Source organism: Duganella sp. Root1480D1 (genome assembly GCF_001427305.1).
GTDB lineage: Bacteria > Pseudomonadota > Gammaproteobacteria > Burkholderiales > Burkholderiaceae_D > Rugamonas.
In genome coordinates this window covers 638,178-655,354 of record NZ_LMFZ01000001.1, presented here as the reverse complement: position 1 = coordinate 655,354, position 17,177 = coordinate 638,178, and the positions used below count along the sequence as shown (strand labels likewise).

At 63.1% G+C, this 17,177-nt stretch carries 18 protein-coding genes; 13 read left to right on the top strand and 5 right to left on the bottom strand.

All coding sequences use genetic code 11. The annotated features are described in order from the left end of the window. Positions 1–34: 34 nt before the first annotated feature. Positions 35–724 (bottom strand): transcriptional repressor LexA, encoded by a 690-nt coding sequence (gene lexA / locus ASD58_RS03315; protein ID WP_057259644.1) that lies wholly within the window; start codon positions 722–724, stop codon positions 35–37. 58 nt (positions 725–782) lie between these two features. Here lexA and ASD58_RS03310 point away from each other — a divergent pair, with 58 nt between their 5' ends. Further along, positions 783–1,322, top strand: a complete 540-nt coding sequence (locus tag ASD58_RS03310; protein WP_156401129.1) for a hypothetical protein — start codon at positions 783–785, stop codon at positions 1,320–1,322. On the opposite strand, the gene ASD58_RS31010 is transcribed toward ASD58_RS03310, so the two are convergent. Next, on the bottom strand, positions 1,293–2,339 hold the full coding sequence (locus ASD58_RS31010; protein ID WP_156401128.1) for a hypothetical protein: 1,047 nt from the start codon (positions 2,337–2,339) through the stop codon (positions 1,293–1,295). The two genes, ASD58_RS03310 and ASD58_RS31010, sit on opposite strands and share 30 nt — an antisense overlap. Positions 2,340–2,495: 156 nt before the next feature. Between ASD58_RS31010 and rpsF the strand changes: the two genes are divergently transcribed. From rpsF to ASD58_RS30340, 9 genes are all read left to right on the top strand, one after another. Further along, entirely contained in the window at positions 2,496–2,879 is a 384-nt protein-coding gene (rpsF, locus tag ASD58_RS03295; RefSeq protein WP_057259640.1) for a 30S ribosomal protein S6, read from the top strand. A gap of 18 nt (positions 2,880–2,897) precedes the next feature. Further along, positions 2,898–3,206 carry a primosomal replication protein N gene (gene priB, locus ASD58_RS03290; protein ID WP_057259639.1) on the top strand — a complete coding sequence of 103 codons (309 nt, stop codon included), beginning with the start codon at positions 2,898–2,900 and terminating at the stop codon, positions 3,204–3,206. 15 nt (positions 3,207–3,221) lie between these two features. Then, the gene (gene rpsR / locus ASD58_RS03285; protein WP_057259638.1) at positions 3,222–3,512 is read left to right on the top strand and encodes a 30S ribosomal protein S18; all 291 of its coding nucleotides are present in this window, start codon (positions 3,222–3,224) and stop codon (positions 3,510–3,512) included. Positions 3,513–3,546: 34 nt separating this feature from the next. Continuing rightward, positions 3,547–3,999, top strand: coding sequence for a 50S ribosomal protein L9 (gene rplI / locus ASD58_RS03280; RefSeq protein WP_055931250.1), 453 nt, complete (start codon positions 3,547–3,549; stop codon positions 3,997–3,999). A gap of 96 nt (positions 4,000–4,095) precedes the next feature. Continuing rightward, on the top strand, positions 4,096–5,487 hold the full coding sequence (locus tag ASD58_RS03275; RefSeq protein WP_057259720.1) for a replicative DNA helicase: 1,392 nt from the start codon (positions 4,096–4,098) through the stop codon (positions 5,485–5,487). A gap of 66 nt (positions 5,488–5,553) precedes the next feature. Beyond that, positions 5,554–6,180: a DUF47 domain-containing protein gene (locus ASD58_RS03270; protein ID WP_055931252.1), complete on the top strand. Its 627-nt coding sequence runs from the start codon at positions 5,554–5,556 to the stop codon at positions 6,178–6,180. 16 nt (positions 6,181–6,196) lie between these two features. Then, positions 6,197–7,207: an inorganic phosphate transporter gene (locus ASD58_RS03265; protein ID WP_057259637.1), complete on the top strand. Its 1,011-nt coding sequence runs from the start codon at positions 6,197–6,199 to the stop codon at positions 7,205–7,207. 83 nt (positions 7,208–7,290) lie between these two features. Continuing rightward, positions 7,291–7,851 (top strand): helix-turn-helix domain-containing protein, encoded by a 561-nt coding sequence (locus tag ASD58_RS03260; RefSeq protein WP_057259636.1) that lies wholly within the window; start codon positions 7,291–7,293, stop codon positions 7,849–7,851. After that, the gene (locus ASD58_RS30340) at positions 7,839–8,801 is read left to right on the top strand and encodes a GNAT family N-acetyltransferase (protein WP_082565181.1); all 963 of its coding nucleotides are present in this window, start codon (positions 7,839–7,841) and stop codon (positions 8,799–8,801) included. The genes ASD58_RS03260 and ASD58_RS30340 overlap by 13 nt, the downstream gene beginning before the upstream one ends. Here ASD58_RS30340 and ASD58_RS03245 read toward each other — a convergent pair. From ASD58_RS03245 to ASD58_RS03235, 3 genes are read right to left on the bottom strand one after another with little or no spacing between them, the layout of a single operon-like run. Further along, positions 8,798–9,190 carry a VOC family protein gene (locus tag ASD58_RS03245; RefSeq protein WP_057259635.1) on the bottom strand — a complete coding sequence of 131 codons (393 nt, stop codon included), beginning with the start codon at positions 9,188–9,190 and terminating at the stop codon, positions 8,798–8,800. The two genes, ASD58_RS30340 and ASD58_RS03245, sit on opposite strands and share 4 nt — an antisense overlap. Further along, positions 9,187–11,544 (bottom strand): GspE/PulE family protein, encoded by a 2,358-nt coding sequence (locus tag ASD58_RS03240; protein ID WP_057259634.1) that lies wholly within the window; start codon positions 11,542–11,544, stop codon positions 9,187–9,189. Before ASD58_RS03240 ends, ASD58_RS03245 begins: the two co-directional genes overlap by 4 nt. Before the next feature lie 7 nt (positions 11,545–11,551). Continuing rightward, positions 11,552–12,397: an MBL fold metallo-hydrolase gene (locus ASD58_RS03235; protein WP_057259633.1), complete on the bottom strand. Its 846-nt coding sequence runs from the start codon at positions 12,395–12,397 to the stop codon at positions 11,552–11,554. A 133-nt stretch (positions 12,398–12,530) separates the two neighbouring features. Here ASD58_RS03235 and ASD58_RS03230 point away from each other — a divergent pair, with 133 nt between their 5' ends. From ASD58_RS03230 to ASD58_RS03220, 3 genes are all read left to right on the top strand, one after another. After that, a complete protein-coding gene (locus ASD58_RS03230) occupies positions 12,531–14,135 on the top strand; it encodes an HD family phosphohydrolase (RefSeq protein WP_057259632.1) in 1,605 nt (534 codons plus the stop codon). Further along, the gene (locus tag ASD58_RS03225; RefSeq protein WP_200951559.1) at positions 14,135–16,390 is read left to right on the top strand and encodes a CHASE2 domain-containing protein; all 2,256 of its coding nucleotides are present in this window, start codon (positions 14,135–14,137) and stop codon (positions 16,388–16,390) included. The genes ASD58_RS03230 and ASD58_RS03225 overlap by 1 nt, the downstream gene beginning before the upstream one ends. A 127-nt stretch (positions 16,391–16,517) precedes the next feature. After that, complete coding sequence (locus tag ASD58_RS03220) at positions 16,518–17,141, top strand: hypothetical protein (protein WP_057259630.1); 624 nt, start codon at positions 16,518–16,520, stop codon at positions 17,139–17,141. Positions 17,142–17,177 lie beyond the last annotated feature (36 nt).

Here is a 17,177-nt window from a genome sequence, read left to right as displayed (position 1 = left end):
CGGCCGGATGAGGCGCAGCCATACAGCTTGAACATCAGTGCCAGGTCCGCATCAGGCCGACGGCCAGGCCTTCCAGCGCGAAGTCGTCTTCAGGATTGACGGTGATGATCTTGAAGTCCGGGTTTTCCGGCAGCAGTTCGATCTTGCTGCCGGTCTTGCGGTAGGTCTTGACCGTGACATCGTTGCCGATGCGGGCCACAACGACTTGTCCGTTGCGCGCGCTGTCGGTCTTTTTCACGGCCAGCAGGTCGCCGTCCATGATGCCGATGTCGCGCATCGATTCGCCGCGCACTTTCAGCAGGAAGTCGGGCTTGGCCGAGAACAGCTTGGGGTCGACGCTGAAAGTCGTTTCCAGGTTTTCCTGCGCCAGGATCGGCGAGCCGGCGGCGACGCGGCCGATCAGCGGCAAGGTCATCAGCATGCCCGCCGGCACGGCCGGCATGTCGTCGAATTCGACTTTGGCGCGCGGGGCAGGGCCCGGTTTTGCGGTGCCGGTTGCCGGGCCGCCGAAATTGCCGGTCAGGCGGATGCCGCGCGAAGTGCCGGCAGTGATCTCAATTGCGCCCTTGCGCTGGAGCGCTTTCAGGTGCTCTTCGGCTGCATTGGCGGATTTGAAGCCAAGTTCCGCTGCGATTTCAGCGCGGGTCGGGGGGAAACCGGTGTTTTCGATCGCATCCTTGATCAGGTCGAGGATCTGTTCTTGTCGTGCTGTGAGCTTGATCATGGCGCCATAGTGGACTGTGGATTTAGACAGTCTGTATTTTTGTACAGTATGAAAGGAATTGCAAGTAAATTTGTTGCATCTACAGAAAATATTCGGCTTAATATCGATTCGACAACCATTGGAGGGCAGGATGGGACGGTTTGCTTTCTTGCTGGCGGCGGGAATATCGCTTTTTGGTGCCGTAATCCATTTCGCAGCTCCCTTGCTGGGGCCGGAATGGTATGCCTTCCTGCAGGCGCCGCCCAAAGTGGTGGCGTCGGCGCAGGCTGGCGGATTGCTCGCTCCAGCCGGGGCCGTGATGATCGGGTTGCTGATGGTCGTCTGCGCGGCTTACGCGCTGGCGGGGGCAGGTTTGCTGCGCTGGCTGCCTTGTGCGCAAATGGTGCAAGGGACTGTGGCAGCCATCTGCCTCCTGCGTGGCTTGCTGGTGTTGCCTTATTTGTACAAGTTTCCCGACCGCTTCTGGACCTTTGATGTCATTGCTTCCCTGATCTGGTTCGCTGCAGGCCTGGGGTTTTTGGTTGGAATCTTGCGTTCGGCAGGTAGCCGGCAGGGTGCCTCAGCCAATTCATCTGCGGTGCAGGCCGGCGGCGCTTAATGCTCCCTCCAGCGATCCGGCATCGAGTAGTGCGATGGCCAGGCGCTCCAGTTGCCTTGCATTCGCTCGCTCCAGTGTGCGCAGCAGCTTGGGAGAAAGCTTGCCAAACTGGACTTCAAGCTGGAGCTCAAGTGTCTGTCGCCGCCCTCGGGCTTCGCCTCGTGCTTCGCCCCGCGCCTCACCCCGCGCTTCACCTCGCGCCTCGCCAATTGCCTGTCCCCTTGCTTCACCCATAGCTGCGCCCTCAGCCGCGGCCTGCCTTTTGCATCGCTGGAGGATCAGCTCCGGGATCAGGTAGTTCAGGCTGTTCTTGTCCTCTTTCTCGTGGTCCAATACAAATTGTTCGATATCCATCGCCATTCTCCTTTGCCATGCTTCGGGTAGCGGCATTAAGCAGTCTATGATCGTCCGAAGTTCATTAAGTTCCCGGCCCGTGCAGTGATGAGTGTGTAAGGATTGCAGCAGGCGAAGTTTTGCCGGGTAGCGCAATTCGGTGTGGCGGCGCGTGGCCACGCCAAGCAAATGCGCCGCCAGCACCAGGTCCACTGGGTTCCGGCTGGCAATAAGCTGTTCCAGGTGTGAGCGGAGATCGAGCAATTTGGCGGTCCTGAATTGGAAAGTCGTGCCATAACCACCGTGCAGGTCTGACGAGGAGTGCGGGCGCCAACCCGGGCTGGAGTCGCCAAGGATTGCAAGGCTGATAACTGGCATGCCAAATCGATCGCGCAGCCGCGCATGGTAGAGCGCCATGCGGTCAGCAAATCCAGCCTGGCGAGTACATTGGACCTCCACATGGAGGCAGGCCTGGGGCTCGCACCTGAGTGCGACGATTGCAATGAAATCCACTTCACGTTCGCCGGTATGGCTATCGGCAGTGACGGGCGGGAGGCTGTTATCGGGCAGGTAACAGCCTTTTGGCCAAGCGATGTCGCCATGGACATCAGGAAACAGGCGGGCGAGCACCTCCCGCAAGTGGTGCTTCAGCAAGAGCCTCCATGCAAGGTCGCGACGGTCCATGCCCCAGCATGCCAGCGTCACAGCGGGGGAGCCTTGCGCGCCATCAGTAAACCTTGAGCCGGCATGCAAAGTCTGCTATGCTTGCGGGCTTACCTCTTCCCACACCCGTCTTGACGCCGGGGTGGGCTATATTCACAGTCCTTAAGGGAGTTATTAATGCGTCACTACGAAATCGTATTTATCGTCCATCCGGACCAGAGCGAGCAAGTGCCCGCGATGATCGAACGTTACAAGACCAGCGTGACCTCGCGCGGCGGTAACGTGCACCGTGTTGAAGATTGGGGCCGCCGTCAAATGGCTTACTCGATCCAGAAACTGGCCAAGGCACACTACATCTGCATGAACATCGAGTGCGACAACGAAACTCTGGTCGAACTGGAAACTGCGTTCAAATTCAATGATGCCGTGCTGCGTCACCTGACCGTCAAGATGAAGAAAGCGGAAACCGCTCCTTCCCCGATGATGAAGTCGGTCCAGCGTGAAGACGCGGCCAAGAGCCATCGCGCCGAAGCTCCAGCAGCGGCTCCTGCAGCGGCCTAATTCCTGACAGGAGACGGTCTGTACAACCAGCTCCGGGTTACCGCCCTGATTGCCGAACGGGATGAAATTCGTTACACCCCGGCCGGCCTGCCGATTGTGAATGCAAGCTTGCAGCACAGTTCGCAGCAGACAGAGGCAGGCATTGCCCGACTGACCGAGTTTGAGATCCCTGCCGTTGCGGCAGGCGAGTTGTCAAAACGATTCAGTCAGGCGCCCCTCGGAGGCTTGTACGAGTTCACCGGTTTCCTGGCCAAGAAGAACCGCAATAGCAGAACCCTGGTGTTTCACATCATTGATTTTCGTGCTGCCGAAGCAGCGCACATTTAAATACAGGAGCCTAAAATGGCATTCGGTAAAAAGTTCGACAAAAACAAGCTCAAGCTGAAAGAAAAGCGCAAGCAACAAAACCCTCTGTTCAAGCGCAAGAAGTTCTGCCGCTTCACCGCCGCTGGCGTTGAGCAAGTGGACTACAAAGACGTAGACACCCTGAAAGATTTCATCCAGGAAAACGGCAAGATCATGCCAGCACGCCTGACCGGCACCAAGGCGCACTACCAGCGTCAAGTTGACACCGCGATCAAGCGCGCCCGCTACCTGGCCCTGCTGCCATACACCGATCTGCACCACGCTTAATTAGCGATCAGATCAGAGATCCTGGAGAATTAATATGCAAATCATCCTGCTGGAAAAAGTTGTTAACGTCGGCAACCTGGGCGACGTGGTGAAAGTGAAAGACGGCTACGCCCGTAATTTCCTGATCCCTCAGAAACTGGCACGCCGCGCTACCGCTGCTGCTGTTGCTGAATTCGAAGCCAAGCGCGCTGAACTGGAAAAAGCTGCTGCCGCCAAGCTGGCTGCCGCTCAAGCCCAAGGCGAAAAGCTGAACGGCATGACCGTGACCGTATCGCAGAAAGCCGGCGTTGACGGCCGCCTGTTCGGTTCCGTGACCAACTTCGACATCGCTGAAGCCCTGACCAAAGCTGGCTTCGCAGTGGAAAAGTCTGCTGTGCGCCTGCCAACCGGTCCGCTGAAGACCACCGGCGAGTTCCCAGTGGCCGTTGCCCTGCACACCGACGTGGTGGCAGAAGTGACCGTGGCTGTGGTTGGCGAAGCTGCTTAATCAGCGTCGTAAATACAGCAAAAAAGCCGGGTTCGCCCGGCTTTTTTTATTTTCAGGGATTATTCCCGGCTTGCCGAAGCAGGTATAATGCGCGCCATGAACGCCGCACCCCAGTCCGACCCACAAGTCGATTCCCTCCGCATCCCGCCGCACTCGATCGAGGCAGAGCAATCTGTCATCGGTGGTTTGTTGCGTGACAACGCGGCGTGGGACCGTATTGCGGACTTCATGAATGCGGAAGACTTCTACCGCTACGACCACCGCATCATCTTCGAACAGATGGTCCGCCTGATCAACTCGGGCAAGCCGGCCGACGTGGTGACCGTGTTCGAAGCGCTCAGCATGCTAGGCAAGGCGGAAGAGGTGGGCGGCATGGCCTACCTGAACGCCATGGCGCAGAACACCCCATCGGCCGCGAATATCCGCCGTTATGCGGAAATCGTGCGTGACCGGGGCGTGCTGCGCAAGCTGATCACCGTGGCCGACGAAGTGTCGGGCAACGCCTTCAGCCCGCAAGGCAAGGACGTGAAGCAGATCCTGGACGAGGCGGAAGCGAAGATCTTCGCCATCGCAGAAGCGGGTTCGCGCGGCGCCGCCGGCTGGCTGCCGGTGCAACCGCTGCTGACCCAGGTGGTGGAGCGTATCGACGAACTGTATTCGCGCGATTCCGGCTCTGAAATCACCGGCGTGCCGACCGGCTGGACCGACCTGGACAAGATGACCTCCGGCTTGCAGCCAGGCGACATGGTGGTTGTGGCCGGCAGGCCGTCAATGGGCAAGACCGCATTTTCCATGAACATCGCCGAAAACGTGGCGGTGGAGGCCGGCCTGCCGGTTGCCGTGTTCTCGATGGAGATGGGCGGCGTGCAGCTGGCCATGCGTATGCTGGGCTCGGTCGGCCTGCTGGACCAGCATCGCCTGCGTACCGGCAAACTGATCGACGAGGATTGGCCGCGCCTGACGCACGCCATCCAGAAAATGAATGAAGCCCAGGTCTACATCGACGAGACCCCGGCACTGAACCCGATCGAGATGCGCGCCCGTGCGCGCCGCCTGGCCCGCCAATGCGGGAAGCTGGGCCTGATCGTGGTCGACTACCTGCAGCTGATGCAGGGCAGCCAGCCGGGCGACAACCGCTCGGCCGAGATCTCCGAGATTTCGCGTTCCCTGAAGGGCCTGGCCAAAGAGCTGCATTGCCCCGTCATTGCACTTTCCCAGCTGAACCGATCGCTGGAACAACGTCCCAATAAACGTCCCGTCATGTCCGACCTGCGCGAATCCGGCGCTATCGAGCAGGACGCGGACGTGATCATTTTCCTGTATCGCGACGAAGTCTATAACCCCGACTCGCCGGATAAAGGCACCGCCGAGATCATTATCGGCAAGCAGCGTAACGGTCCAATCGGGGCGATCCGCCTGACCTGGATCGGTGCGTACACCAAGTTTGGCAATTACACCGGTAACCTGTCGATCTACCAAGGCGACTGATTACCAGGCTGGCCACGCTGGGTGGCTATGCTGCAGTACCAACGAATCAACCAACGGAGAACAAAAATGTTTGGACGCTTGATGCCCTCGGAGGGCAAATTCTTTGACATGTTTAACCAGCATGCCGAACTTTGCGTGAAGGGCGCCAAAGAGATGCTGGGCCTGATGGCTAATTTCGACGACCTGGAAAACCGTGTCCACGCCATCGAAAGCATCGAAAAACAGGCTGACAAGATCACCTACCAGGCGGTAGACCTGCTGCACAAGACCTTCATCACCCCGCTCGACCGCGATGACATCCACAAGCTGATCACCCGCATGGATGACATCCTGGACCTGATGGAAGATGCTGCCCAGACCGTGTCGCTGTACGACCTGCACTCCGTGACCCCGGAAGCCAAGCGCCTGGCCGAACTGGTGCTCGCTTGCTGCGAAAAGGTGAAGGACGCCGTGGCCCTGCTGTCGAACATGGACAACGCATCCAAGATCGTCAGCATCTGCGAAGAGATCGACCGCCTGGAATCGGACGCCGACCACGTGATGCGCGCCGCCATGTCCAAGCTGTTCCGCGACGAACCGGACGTGCGCAACCTGATCAAGATGAAGGCGATCTACGAGATCCTGGAAACCGTTACCGACCGCTGCGAGGATGTTGCCAACATCATCGAAGGCATCATCGTTGAAAACGCATAATTAAAAAGATCATTTCATGAGCAACCTCGAAATTAGCATCTGGGCGCTGGGGGCACTTGTCTTCCTCGCACTGGTGTTCGACTTCATGAACGGCTTCCACGATGCCGCCAATGCGATCGCCACGGTGGTGTCCACCGGCGTGCTGAAACCGCAGACCGCCGTGATGATGGCCGCCTTCTTCAACTTCGTCGCGATCTTCGTGGTCGGCCTGAAGGTGGCGACCACCATCGGCAAGGGCACCATTGAGCCTTCGGTGATCGACCACTATGTGATCTTCGGAGCCCTGATAGGGGCGATTGTCTGGAACGTGATCACCTGGTACTACGGCATTCCGTCCTCGTCCTCGCACGCCCTGATCGGCGGCCTGGTGGGCGCCGCGGTGGCCAAGTCCGGTACCGGCGCGCTGATTTCCGGCGGCCTGATCAAGACCGTGGTGTTCATTGTCGTGGCGCCGCTGCTGGGCTTTGTGCTTGGCTCGCTGATCATGCTGATCGTGTCGTGGGTCTTCGTGAAGTCGACGCCGCGCAAGGTCGACGGCTGGTTCCGCCGCCTGCAGCTGCTGTCCGCAGCCGGCTACTCGCTGGGCCACGGCGGCAACGACGCACAGAAGACCATGGGCATCATCTGGATGCTGCTGATCGCTTCCGGCCACGTGGCTGCCGGCGATTCGGCGCCGCCGGTCTGGGTCATCGTGGCCTGCTACGGCGCGATCTCGTTCGGTACCCTGTTCGGCGGCTGGCGCATCGTCAAGACCATGGGCCAGAAGATCACCAAGCTGAAACCGGTGGGCGGCTTCTGCGCCGAAACCGGCGGCGCGATCACCCTGCTGATGGCGTCCTTCTGGGGCGTTCCAGTCTCGACCACCCATACCATCACCGGCGCAATCGTCGGCGTCGGCTCGGCGCAGAAAATGTCGGCCGTGCGTTGGGGCGTGGCAGGCAATATCGTGTGGGCGTGGATCTTCACCATTCCTGCTTCCGCGTTTGTCGCGGCGGTGGCATGGTGGGTCGGCAAGCACATCATGTAAGGGCGCAAGCGCCTGCGAAGAACCCGGCTGCGGCCGGGTTTTTTTTCTTGTGCTCGTCTCATAAGTGAGATATATTCTCTCATATGGGAAATTCATTTGAAGGCCGCCTGGTGCGGCGGCTAGCGTCCTTGCGCGAAGAGCGTGGGCTGTCGCTGGAAGAACTGGCGACGCAAAGCGGCATCAGCCGCGCCACCTTGTCGCGCCTGGAGCGCGGCGAAACCAGCCCGACGGCGGAGATGCTGGGCAAGCTTTGCTCGGTCTACGGCATGCCGATGTCGCGCCTGATCGCCGAGGTAGAGCAGGCGCCGGTACAGTTGATCCGCCGCGGCGAGCAGGCCGAGTGGCACGATCCGGCAACGGGATTCGTGCGGCGCATGGTGTCGCCGCCGGGGCGCGGCTTCAAGGCGGAGATGATCGAAGGGCAGCTGCCGCCAGGCGCCGTGATCGATTATGCGCAAGCGCCGGTGCGCGGCCTGGAACAGCATATGTGGATGCTGTCCGGGGTGCTCGATTACACCGTCGACGGTACTACGCACCGGCTGCAGCCGGGCGATTGCCTGCGTTTCCACCTGTACGGTGCGACGCGCTTTTCCTGTCCCGGCCCGGAGCAGGCCCATTACCTGATAGCGATATGCGAACCATAGAAGAACTGGATGGCGCCGGGCTGCTGGCGCATGCCGGCCAATTGGCTGAGGTGTTGCGTGCCTGCGTGCTGGCCGGCGCCAGTGTCGGCTTCGAACTACCATGCCCGCACGAGGAGGCGCATGCGTTCTGGCTAGGCTTGCATGGTGCGGTGGAACGCGGCGAGCGCCGCCTGTTCATCGTGCGCGGCGAAGATGGCCGCATAGACGGCACCCTGCAGCTGGTGTTGGCGTGCATGCCGAACGGCCGCCATCGCGCCGAATTGTCGAAAATGCTGGTGCACCCGCGTGCACGCCGCCAAGGACTGGCGCAGGCGCTGATCCTGCATGCCGAGGCCGTGGCGCGATTGCAGGGGCGCACGTTGCTGGTGCTCGACACCTGCAGCGGCGAACCGGCCGAACGCATGTACCTGAAACTGGGCTATGAACGCTGCGGCGAAATCCCGCAATTCGCCACCATGCCGGATGGCCGCCTGGGCGCCGCCACCTTCATGTACAAGTTGCTGCCGCGCGTGGCGGCGGCCGATCCGGGCGAGCCGGATTCGGTCGCGTTGATGGCCGAGCTGGACGGCACGCTGCAGGCGCTGACCGGGGACAGTGGCCGCAGCGCGTTCAGCGCCGCCGATGCGCGTGGCGAGGCAGGCCGCTTTGCCGTGGCGCGCGACGGGCAAGGCAGGGCGCTGGGATGCGGCGCGCTGCGGCCCTTGGGTGACAGCGCGGCGGAGATCAAGCGCATGTACGCACGTCCTGGCAGCAAGGGCATCGGCAGTGCCGTGCTGGCGTGGCTGGAAGCGGAAGCACGGCTGATCGGCTTCCGCGCGCTGCGGCTGGAAACGCGGCTGGTGAACACGCGCGCCGTGCAGTTCTACCTGGCGCATGGCTACCAGCGCATCGAGAATTTCGGCCGCTATGCAGGCAACCCCGCTGCGGCCTGTTTCGAGAAGATCCTTTAAGCCGGGTCGTGACAGCAGACGCCGATCTTGTTGCCGTCCGGGTCGCGGAAGTAAGCGCCGTAGTAGTTGGGGTGATAGTGCGGGCGCAGGCCGGGCGCGCCTTCGCAGCTTCCGCCGTTCGCCAGCGCTGCGGCGTGCGCCGCATCGACGGCCGCGCGCGACGGTGCCAGCAAGGCGATCATCGGCCCGTTGCCCGGATGGGCGGCCTCGCCGCTGTACGGGCGGCCAATAATGAAGAGGGGACGGCCGCCGCCGGCCGGCTGCCAGGCGGCCCAGGGCTTGCCGGCATCGCAGAAACGCAGTGCGTGCCCAAGGGCAGCCATCACCGCGGCGTGAAAACGATAGGCGCGATCGAAGTCGCCAATGCCGAGGAATGTATGGGAAATCATTTGATGCACACCTGGCGCACGGCCTTGATGTCGGTAATCCCGAGCAGGATCTTTTCGATCCCGTCCATTTTCAGCGTCAGCATGCCGTCCTCCAGCGCGGCGGCCAGCAACTGGGCCACCCGGGCATGCTCCTGCAGCAGCTTCTTGACGCGGTCGGTGCCGATCATCAGCTCGTGCAGGCCGACGCGGCCGCGATAGCCCTTGTTGCACTGATCGCAACCGAGCGGCCGGTACAAGGTGAAGCGCCCCTCGGCATCGGCGTAGCGCTCGCGCCAGCCGGTCAGCACTTGCTGGCGGGCGGACAGGGCGTCGCTCTGGAACGAGCTGGTGTTTTGCAGCTCTTCGCAATATTCCGACAGCAGCAGCTCAAGTTCCGCTTCGCCCGGGTGATAGGACTGCTTGCAGTTGCCGCACAGGCGCTTGGCCAGGCGCTGCGCCAGGATGCCGAGCAGGGCATCGGCGAAATTGAACGGGTCCATGCCCATGTCCAGCAGGCGCACCACCGATTCCGGCGCGCTGTTGGTGTGCAAGGTGGAAAACACCAGATGGCCGGTCAGCGAAGCTTCGATGCCCATGCTGACGGTTTCCTTGTCGCGCATCTCGCCGACCATGATGATGTCGGGGTCGGCGCGCAGGAAAGCCCGCATCACGGTGGCAAACTCCAGCCCTGCTTTGCGGTTCACCTGCACCTGGCGCAAGCCTTTCTGCGTGATCTCCACCGGGTCTTCGGCAGTCCAGATCTTGGTTTCCGGCGTGTTCAGGTAATGCAGTACCGAGTGCAGGGTGGTGGTCTTGCCCGAGCCGGTGGGGCCGCAGACAAAGAACAGGCCATACGGCTTTTCCACGGTGGCGCGCAAGCGGTCCAGGTTGGCCGGCAGCACGCCCAGCTTGTCGAGGGGAATCGGCTCSCCGGCGGCCAGGATGCGCATCACCACATCCTCCACGCCGCCGGCGGATGGGATGGTCGCGACGCGCAGTTCGATGTCGAGCGGGCCATACTTCTTGAATTTGATCTTGCCGTCCTGCGGCTTGCGGCGTTCGGAGATATCGAGGTCGCACATGATCTTGATGCGCGCCACCATCGCGGCGCGGAAGGCGGCAGGCACTTCGATATAGGGCACCAGCACGCCGTCCTTGCGGAAGCGGATGCCGGTCTTGCCTTTGCCCGGCAAGGGTTCGATGTGGATGTCCGACACGCCCTGGCGGTGAGCGTCGATGATGATCTTGTTGAGCAGCTTGACCAGTTCGTTTTCCACCGCCTCCGACACTTCCTGCGGCGCATCACCGGCATCCTCATCATCGGTGCCCATGCCCGACAGCAGTTCATCCACGCTGGCCGATCCGCCGGCACCGAAGAACTGCGCCAGGGTCTGGGCAAATTCGGCGCGGGTGGTGACGCGGTAGTTGACGTGCATGCGCGGGAATACCTGGTTGACGATGTGCGTCTGCGTGACGCGGTCGGGATCGATGGTCAGCACCAGCAGGCCGTCGCGGTTTTCCTCCAGCGGTACCCAGCCCGATTCCTCCAGGTATTGAAGCGGCAGTTTTTTCAGCAGGTCGGCCGGGCGCACGCGGTCCGGGCGCGCCGGCTCGTAAGGAATGGTGTAGTACTTGGCCAGGGCGGCGCCGAGCACGGCGGGCTTGACGTGGAAGTCCTGCACCAGCACCGTTTCGACATCGGTTTCCTTTTCGCGTGCGGTGCGCAGGGCCTGCTCCAGTTCCTGCGGCGACAGCACGCTGTCGGCCACCAGCGCATCGTAGCGGGTACGCGGCAGCGGTGTCGGTTTCAGCCGCTGGCTGAAGGCCACGGCGAGCGTGTCGCCCAACTGGCGCACGCCTTCCAGCGCGATCGAAGAGAACGGCTCGCCGTCGCGCGTGTTGATGAACTGGACCACGCCCAGCAGGCGGTCGTGCGCCAGCGACACCAGCGGCGCCACCAGCATCTGGCGCGTGCGGTAGCCGGTGCGCTGGTCCACGCCCTGCTGGAAATGCAGCTCGGGCGAAATGGCGCGCAGCTCGCCAGCATCGTAGACGTCGCGGATATTCAGGGTCTGGCGCGTCATGGCCACATAGCCGGCAATGCTGGAAGGATTGAGCGCCAGCTTCAGGTCGCGGAAGCTGGTCATGCCCGTCTTGACCTTCGACACGATGTAGTTCTTCTCGTGGTCCATCGCATACAGCGTGAAGCGGTCGCATTCGAACAGGTCGCAGAACTCCATGCCCAGGTCGAGCATGATCTCGTCCAGGTTGCTGGTGGCGTGGATCTTGGTGGTGACGGCCTGCAACTTGCGGAAGAAGGCCAGTCGGCGCTCCGTCTCGGCGCCGGAGGCGGGCTGTTGATCGTATTCGCTCATGCTGTGCTCATAGGTTGACTTCCAGTCCCTCGTAGGCGAGGAACACTTGCAGGCCGCCCAGCTGGCCGGCGTGGCGCGCCATCACTTCGGCGAACACCGCTTCCAGCTCATCGTCGCTGCGGGTCGGTTCATGGTGGGTGCAGTACAGGCTGCGCACCCCGCAGCGCAGTGCCAGCGCCAGTGCGCTGTCGAAAGTGCCGTGGCCCCAGCCAACTTTGGCCGGGTATTCCTCGCGCGTGTAGGAGCAGTCGGCGACCAGGACATCGACACCCTGCACCAGGGCGTCGATGGCGGCAACGTGCGCGGCATCGACGGGCGGCTCGTGGTCGCCGGTGAAGAACAGCGACTTGCCGTCGCAGTCGATGCGATAGCCAAGGTCGGTAACCGGATGGTTCATCAGCACATGGCGCACGCGGGCATCGCCGATATCGACCGCTTCGTCCAGCGCCAGCGTCCGGTATTCGATGGTGGCATCCATCTGCGCTTCGCCGACCGGGAAATAGCTGTATTGGAGTTGCACGCCCATCACATGCTCGATGCCCTTGCCGGTGGCGGGATCGCCGGCGCCATGCACGCGCACCCGGCTGCCTTTCACAAACAAGGGCGAGAAGAAGGGCAGGCCGTGAATATGGTCCCAGTGGCTGTGGCTGATAAACAGGTTGGCTTCGACGGGACGCTGGGGGGCTGCCAGCAAAGCTTGCGCCAGCGGGAACAGGCCGGTGCCGGCATCCAGCACGATCAGGGTGCCGTCGTCGCTGCGTACTTCAATGCAAGTGGTATTGCCGCCGTAGCGCACGGTACGCGGCCCCGGGGAGGGGATGGAGCCGCGCACCCCCCAGAACTTGAATTTCATTGAAGGCCTTTCGTGGTTTTATGTTGATTGCCTGTTAAAAAGTTGGTCGAATTGGCAAGAGTGATAATAGCGTTTTTTGCCCGCTACAGGCAGATTCTTGTGTGCGCCGGCGCGGCAGGGATACACTTCAAGCATGGAAGACTTGACCCCGACCCAGCTTGCGGCGCGGCTGGAACAGCTCACCGAACTGAGCGTCGCCCTGGGCGATGGGCAGGATACCGGGGTGCTGCTCGAGCGCATCCTGCAGGCGGCCAAGCACCTGACCCATGCCGACGGCGGCACGCTTTACCGCCCCGATGCCGCGCGCGCCAACCTCCTGTTCCATATCACCGTCAACGATACGCTGGGCTTGCACCTGGGCGGCAGCAGCGGCGCCGCCATTGACATCGCGCCGGTGCCGCTGGTGGACGCGGCCGGCGTGCCCAAGCTCGATTCGGTCGCGGCTTATGCTGCCAACCATGGCCGCGCCGTGAACATCGACGATGTCTACCAGGCCAGCGAGTTCAATTTCTCCGGCATGCGCCAATTCGACCAGCGCTTTGGCTACCGCACGCGTTCCATCCTGACGGTGCCGATGCGCGACCACGAAGGCCAGTTATTGGGGGTGCTGCAGCTGGTCAATGCGGGCAATGCCGAGGGCGTGTTCAGCGCCACCGACCAGCGCTTCATCGAGGCGCTGGCGGCGCAGGCCGCGGTGGCGCTGACCAAGCAGCAGTTGGTGGCCCAGCTTGAACAACTGCTGGAAGCGCTGGTCAACCTGATCAACATCGGCATCGACGAGAAATCGCCCTATACCGGCCGGCATTGCCAGCTGGTGCCGGTGCTGACCATGATGCTGGCCGATGCGGCACATGCGGCCGACAGTGGGCCGCTGGCCGGATTCCGCCTGTCGGAGGGCGAGCGCAAGCAGCTGTGGCTGGCCGGGCTGCTGCACGATTGCGGCAAGATTACCACGCCGGTGCACGTGGTGGACAAGGCCACCAAGCTGCAGACCATCTATGACCGGATCGGCTTGCTTGACACGCGCTATGAAGTGCTGCTGCGCGACGCCGAGCTGCGCGCCTTGCGGGCCGAGCTCGCTGGCGGCGACGGGCCGGCGCTGCAGGCGGCGCTGGCGGCGGAGCTGGAGGACTTGCGCGCCGAGCGAGACTTCCTGCGCCAGGCCAATATCGGCGGCGAGGGCATGGCGCCCGAAGCGCAGCAGCGGGTACGCCGGATCGCTCAGCGGCGCTGGCGTGCGCCGGACGGGCAGGAGCAACCCCTGCTCAGCGAAGAAGAGGTGGAAAACCTGACCATCCGCTTCGGCACCCTGACCGAGGCCGAGCGCAAGGTGATCAACAACCATATCGTGGTCACGGTGCGCATGCTCGAATCGCTGCCCTGGCCGCAGCACCTGCAGCATGTGCCGGAATACGCCGGCGGCCACCACGAGCGCATGGATGGCAAGGGCTACCCGCGTGGCCTGGTGCGCGAGCAGATGTCGGTGCCGGCGCGCGTGATGGCAGTCGCCGACATCTTCGAGGCCCTGACGGCGCGCGACCGGCCCTACAAAAAGGGCAAGATGCTGTCCGAATCGCTCGACATCCTGGGCAAGTTCAGCCTGAACGGGCATATCGATCCCGACCTGTTCGACATTTTCATCCGCCGCAAGGTCTATCTGGAATTCGCACGGCAATACATGGACCCGCGCCAGGTTGACGCGATCGACGAGTCGCGCATCCCCGGGTACACGCCCTGATGCGCCGCCTGCTGCAACGCTACGGCGCGCGCTGGCTGCTGGGGCTTTCGCTCACGGCGCTGGCGGTGCTGCAACTGGTGCAGTTGCTGCCGTCCGAATCGGTGGCGCGCATGGACAGCTTTTTCGCCGGATTGCGTATGCGGCTCGAAGCGCCTGAACTCGACCCGCGCATCGTCATCGTCGACATCGACGAGCGCAGCCTGGCGGAAGTGGGGCGCTTCCCCTGGAGCCGCGACAAGCTGGCGCGCCTGGTCGAACAACTGACCGGTCCTTACCAGGTCGCGGCGGTGGGCTTCGACATTTCCTTCCCCGAGCCCGATACCAGCTCCGGCTACGGTGTGCTGGAACAATTGGCGCAGGGGGAATTGCGCCAGGTGCCGGGACTGGCCCGCGCGCTGGCCGGGCTGCAGCCGCAGCTCGATTACGACGGCCGGCTGGCCGCTGCCATGCGCGGCCAGCCGGTGGTGCTGGGGTACAGCCTGTCGGGCAGCCAGCGCAAGGGCGTGCTGCCGGCACCCGCTTTCACGGTCGAGAGCCTGAACGGGCGCACGCTGGATGCCTATACGGCGCAAGGCTATGAAGCCAATATCGCGCCCTTGCAGGCGGCGGCGGCCGGCGCCGGCATCTTCACTGCACTGGTCGACAGCGATGGCCTGGTGCGTTCTTCGGCCCTGCTGCAGCGCATCGGCGACGGCTATTACCCGACTTTGGCGCTGGCCACGGTATCGGCGGCGCTGGGCGGGCGAGCCATCGCGCCGCTGTGGCAGGGCAGTGTCGATACCCTGAGCGCGGCAGAGCGCCAGGCCGGCGGGCTGGATGCCATTGCGCTGTTCCACAACGCGGGAAAGCTGCGTATCCCGGTCGGTGAAGGCTTGACCAATACCGTGCAGTTCCGCGGACGCGGCGGTCCGGCCGGCGGCGCCTTCCGCTACGTGCCGGCGGCGGACGTGCTGGCAGGGCGCGCCAAAGCCGAGCTGCTGGCCGGCACCATCGTGCTGGTCGGCACCAGCGCCCCGGGCCTGAACGACTTGCGCGCCACCCCGGTCAACGCCGAATATCCCGGGGTGGAAATCCACGCCAACCTGATCAAATCGATCCTGGACGACAGCTTCAAGCAGCGGCCCGACGTGGCGACGCAGATCGAGGTGCTGCAGGCGCTGGTGCTGGGCGGCATGCTGGCGCTGGCGCTGCCGGTACTGGCGCCGGCCTGGGGCATCCTGCTGTCGCTGGCGGCGCTGGCCGGCACGGTGGCCTTGAACTTCCTGTTGTACCGCCGCTATGACGCGGTGCTGAACCTGGCCACCTTGCTGCTGCTGGGGATTGCGCTGTTCGTGCTGAACCTGGCTTGGGGCTATTTCTTCGAGGTGCGGCGCGGGCGCGCCCTGGTGTCGCGCTTCGGCGAATACGTGGCGCCGGAACTGGTGGCGGAGATGGCGGAAAATCCGGCCCAATACAGCATGGAAGGCGCGAGCCGCGAGCTGAGCGTGATGTTTGTCGACGTGCGCGGCTTCACCACCATTGCCGAGGGCCTGTCGCCGCAGGAGCTGCGCGAATTCATCAACCGCTACCTGACTGCCATGTCGGAGGAAATCCGCGACCGCCACCGCGGCACCCTGGACAAATACATCGGCGACGCCGTGATGGCGTTCTGGGGGGCGCCGGTGTCCTGCAGCGACCATGCCGAGCGGGCAGTGGCGACGGCGCTGGCGATGCAAGCCACGGCAGCGCGCCTGAGCCGGGAATTTGAACAGCGTGGCTGGCCTGCGCTGCGCATCGGCATCGGCATCAATAGCGGCCCGATGCACGTGGGCGACATGGGCTCGCGCATCCGTCGCGCCTATACGGTGATGGGCGACGCGGTGAACCTGGCTTCCAGGCTGGAGGGCATCACCAAGGTGTACGGAGCGGGCATCGTGGCGGGGGCCGCGACGCGGGCGGCGGCGCCCGCATTTGCCTGGCGCGAGCTGGACCTGGTGCGGGTCAAGGGCAAGCTGGAGCCGGTAGCCATTTTCGAACCGCTGGGGCGGCAAGGGGAACTGGACGCGGGCCGACTGGCCGAGCTGCAGCAATGGCAGCAGGCGCTGGCCCTGGTGCGTGCGCAGCAGTGGCAGGCAGCGCAGGCATTGCTGGCGCCGTTGGCTGCTGCAACGCCGCAAAATACGCTGTATGCGCTTTACCTGGAACGCATCGCCCGCTATCGCGAACAGCCGCCCGGACCGGACTGGGACGGGGTCACAAATTTCGACAGCAAATAAGCAACACTCAACGGTGCGCGCTCCTGCGCAGGCGTAGAATGAAGCTGTGGTTGGGGCATTTATGTCCTAAACTGAGGGTAATAAGAGTTGCTTCTTTGCCAGGCAATTGCATGCCGGGAGAACGATCATGAAGCCTAGCCTTGTGCCGATCCTGGCCCTTGCAGCCTGCACCGGTGCGCTTGCAGCGCCGCCCAGCCACGAACGCGACCGTGATCGCGACCGAAGCTCGCCTTCCTTCGATTTTTCCGCCACCGCCTATCCGCAGTCGGGCCTGCCCGGCCTGCCCGGTACCACGCCGACCACGCGCCTGGCGGCGACGCTGACGCAGACCCTGCCGCGTGACTGGATGGTACGCGCCAGCGTCAATACCCAATACACCGCCGGCGAGATTTCGCTGCAGGACAGCCTGGCACCGGCCGCGTCGACCGCCTTGCGCCTGATGGCCAACCGCGATGCGCTGCGCGACGGCGGCCTGGGCAGCAACGTCGAACTGTATTCCCCAGATATCTGCCTAGGCGCCGGCCGCCATTGCCGTGCGCTGCTGTTTTACGACCGCAATGCCCTGCGCTACAACCGTGCCTCAAATGGCCAGCTGCGTACCCGCAATGTGGGCAGCGCCGGCATCGGGGTGCGCATGAAGATCGACAAGAACTCCAGCATGCAGCTTGACCTTGGCCGCGTGGTACGTTCGGACATCATGCCGGATGACGCGCGCAGTCGGCTGACGCTGCGTTATGGCTATGCATGGTGAACTGGCCACAATCGATCCCCCGGCCACGAAGCGTCA

Bases quoted from the DNA above. Each gene is read 5' to 3' on its own strand.
- ASD58_RS31010 (WP_156401128.1), bottom strand. From the start codon at position 2,339: ATGGACCGTCGCGACCTTGCATGGAGGCTCTTGCTGAAGCACCACTTG.
- ASD58_RS03265 (WP_057259637.1), top strand. From the start codon at position 6,197: ATGAGCAACCTCGAAATTAGCATCTGGGCGCTGGGGGCACTTGTCTTC.
- rpsF (WP_057259640.1), top strand. From the start codon at position 2,496: ATGCGTCACTACGAAATCGTATTTATCGTCCATCCGGACCAGAGCGAG.
- ASD58_RS03220 (WP_057259630.1), top strand. From the start codon at position 16,518: ATGAAGCCTAGCCTTGTGCCGATCCTGGCCCTTGCAGCCTGCACCGGT.
- ASD58_RS03245 (WP_057259635.1), bottom strand. From the start codon at position 9,190: ATGATTTCCCATACATTCCTCGGCATTGGCGACTTCGATCGCGCCTAT.
- lexA (WP_057259644.1), bottom strand. From the start codon at position 724: ATGATCAAGCTCACAGCACGACAAGAACAGATCCTCGACCTGATCAAG.
- ASD58_RS03230 (WP_057259632.1), top strand. From the start codon at position 12,531: ATGGAAGACTTGACCCCGACCCAGCTTGCGGCGCGGCTGGAACAGCTC.
- ASD58_RS03260 (WP_057259636.1), top strand. From the start codon at position 7,291: ATGGGAAATTCATTTGAAGGCCGCCTGGTGCGGCGGCTAGCGTCCTTG.
- rpsR (WP_057259638.1), top strand. From the start codon at position 3,222: ATGGCATTCGGTAAAAAGTTCGACAAAAACAAGCTCAAGCTGAAAGAA.
- ASD58_RS03275 (WP_057259720.1), top strand. From the start codon at position 4,096: ATGAACGCCGCACCCCAGTCCGACCCACAAGTCGATTCCCTCCGCATC.
- ASD58_RS30340 (WP_082565181.1), top strand. From the start codon at position 7,839: ATGCGAACCATAGAAGAACTGGATGGCGCCGGGCTGCTGGCGCATGCC.
- rplI (WP_055931250.1), top strand. From the start codon at position 3,547: ATGCAAATCATCCTGCTGGAAAAAGTTGTTAACGTCGGCAACCTGGGC.
- ASD58_RS03270 (WP_055931252.1), top strand. From the start codon at position 5,554: ATGTTTGGACGCTTGATGCCCTCGGAGGGCAAATTCTTTGACATGTTT.
- ASD58_RS03225 (WP_200951559.1), top strand. From the start codon at position 14,135: ATGCGCCGCCTGCTGCAACGCTACGGCGCGCGCTGGCTGCTGGGGCTT.
- ASD58_RS03235 (WP_057259633.1), bottom strand. From the start codon at position 12,397: ATGAAATTCAAGTTCTGGGGGGTGCGCGGCTCCATCCCCTCCCCGGGG.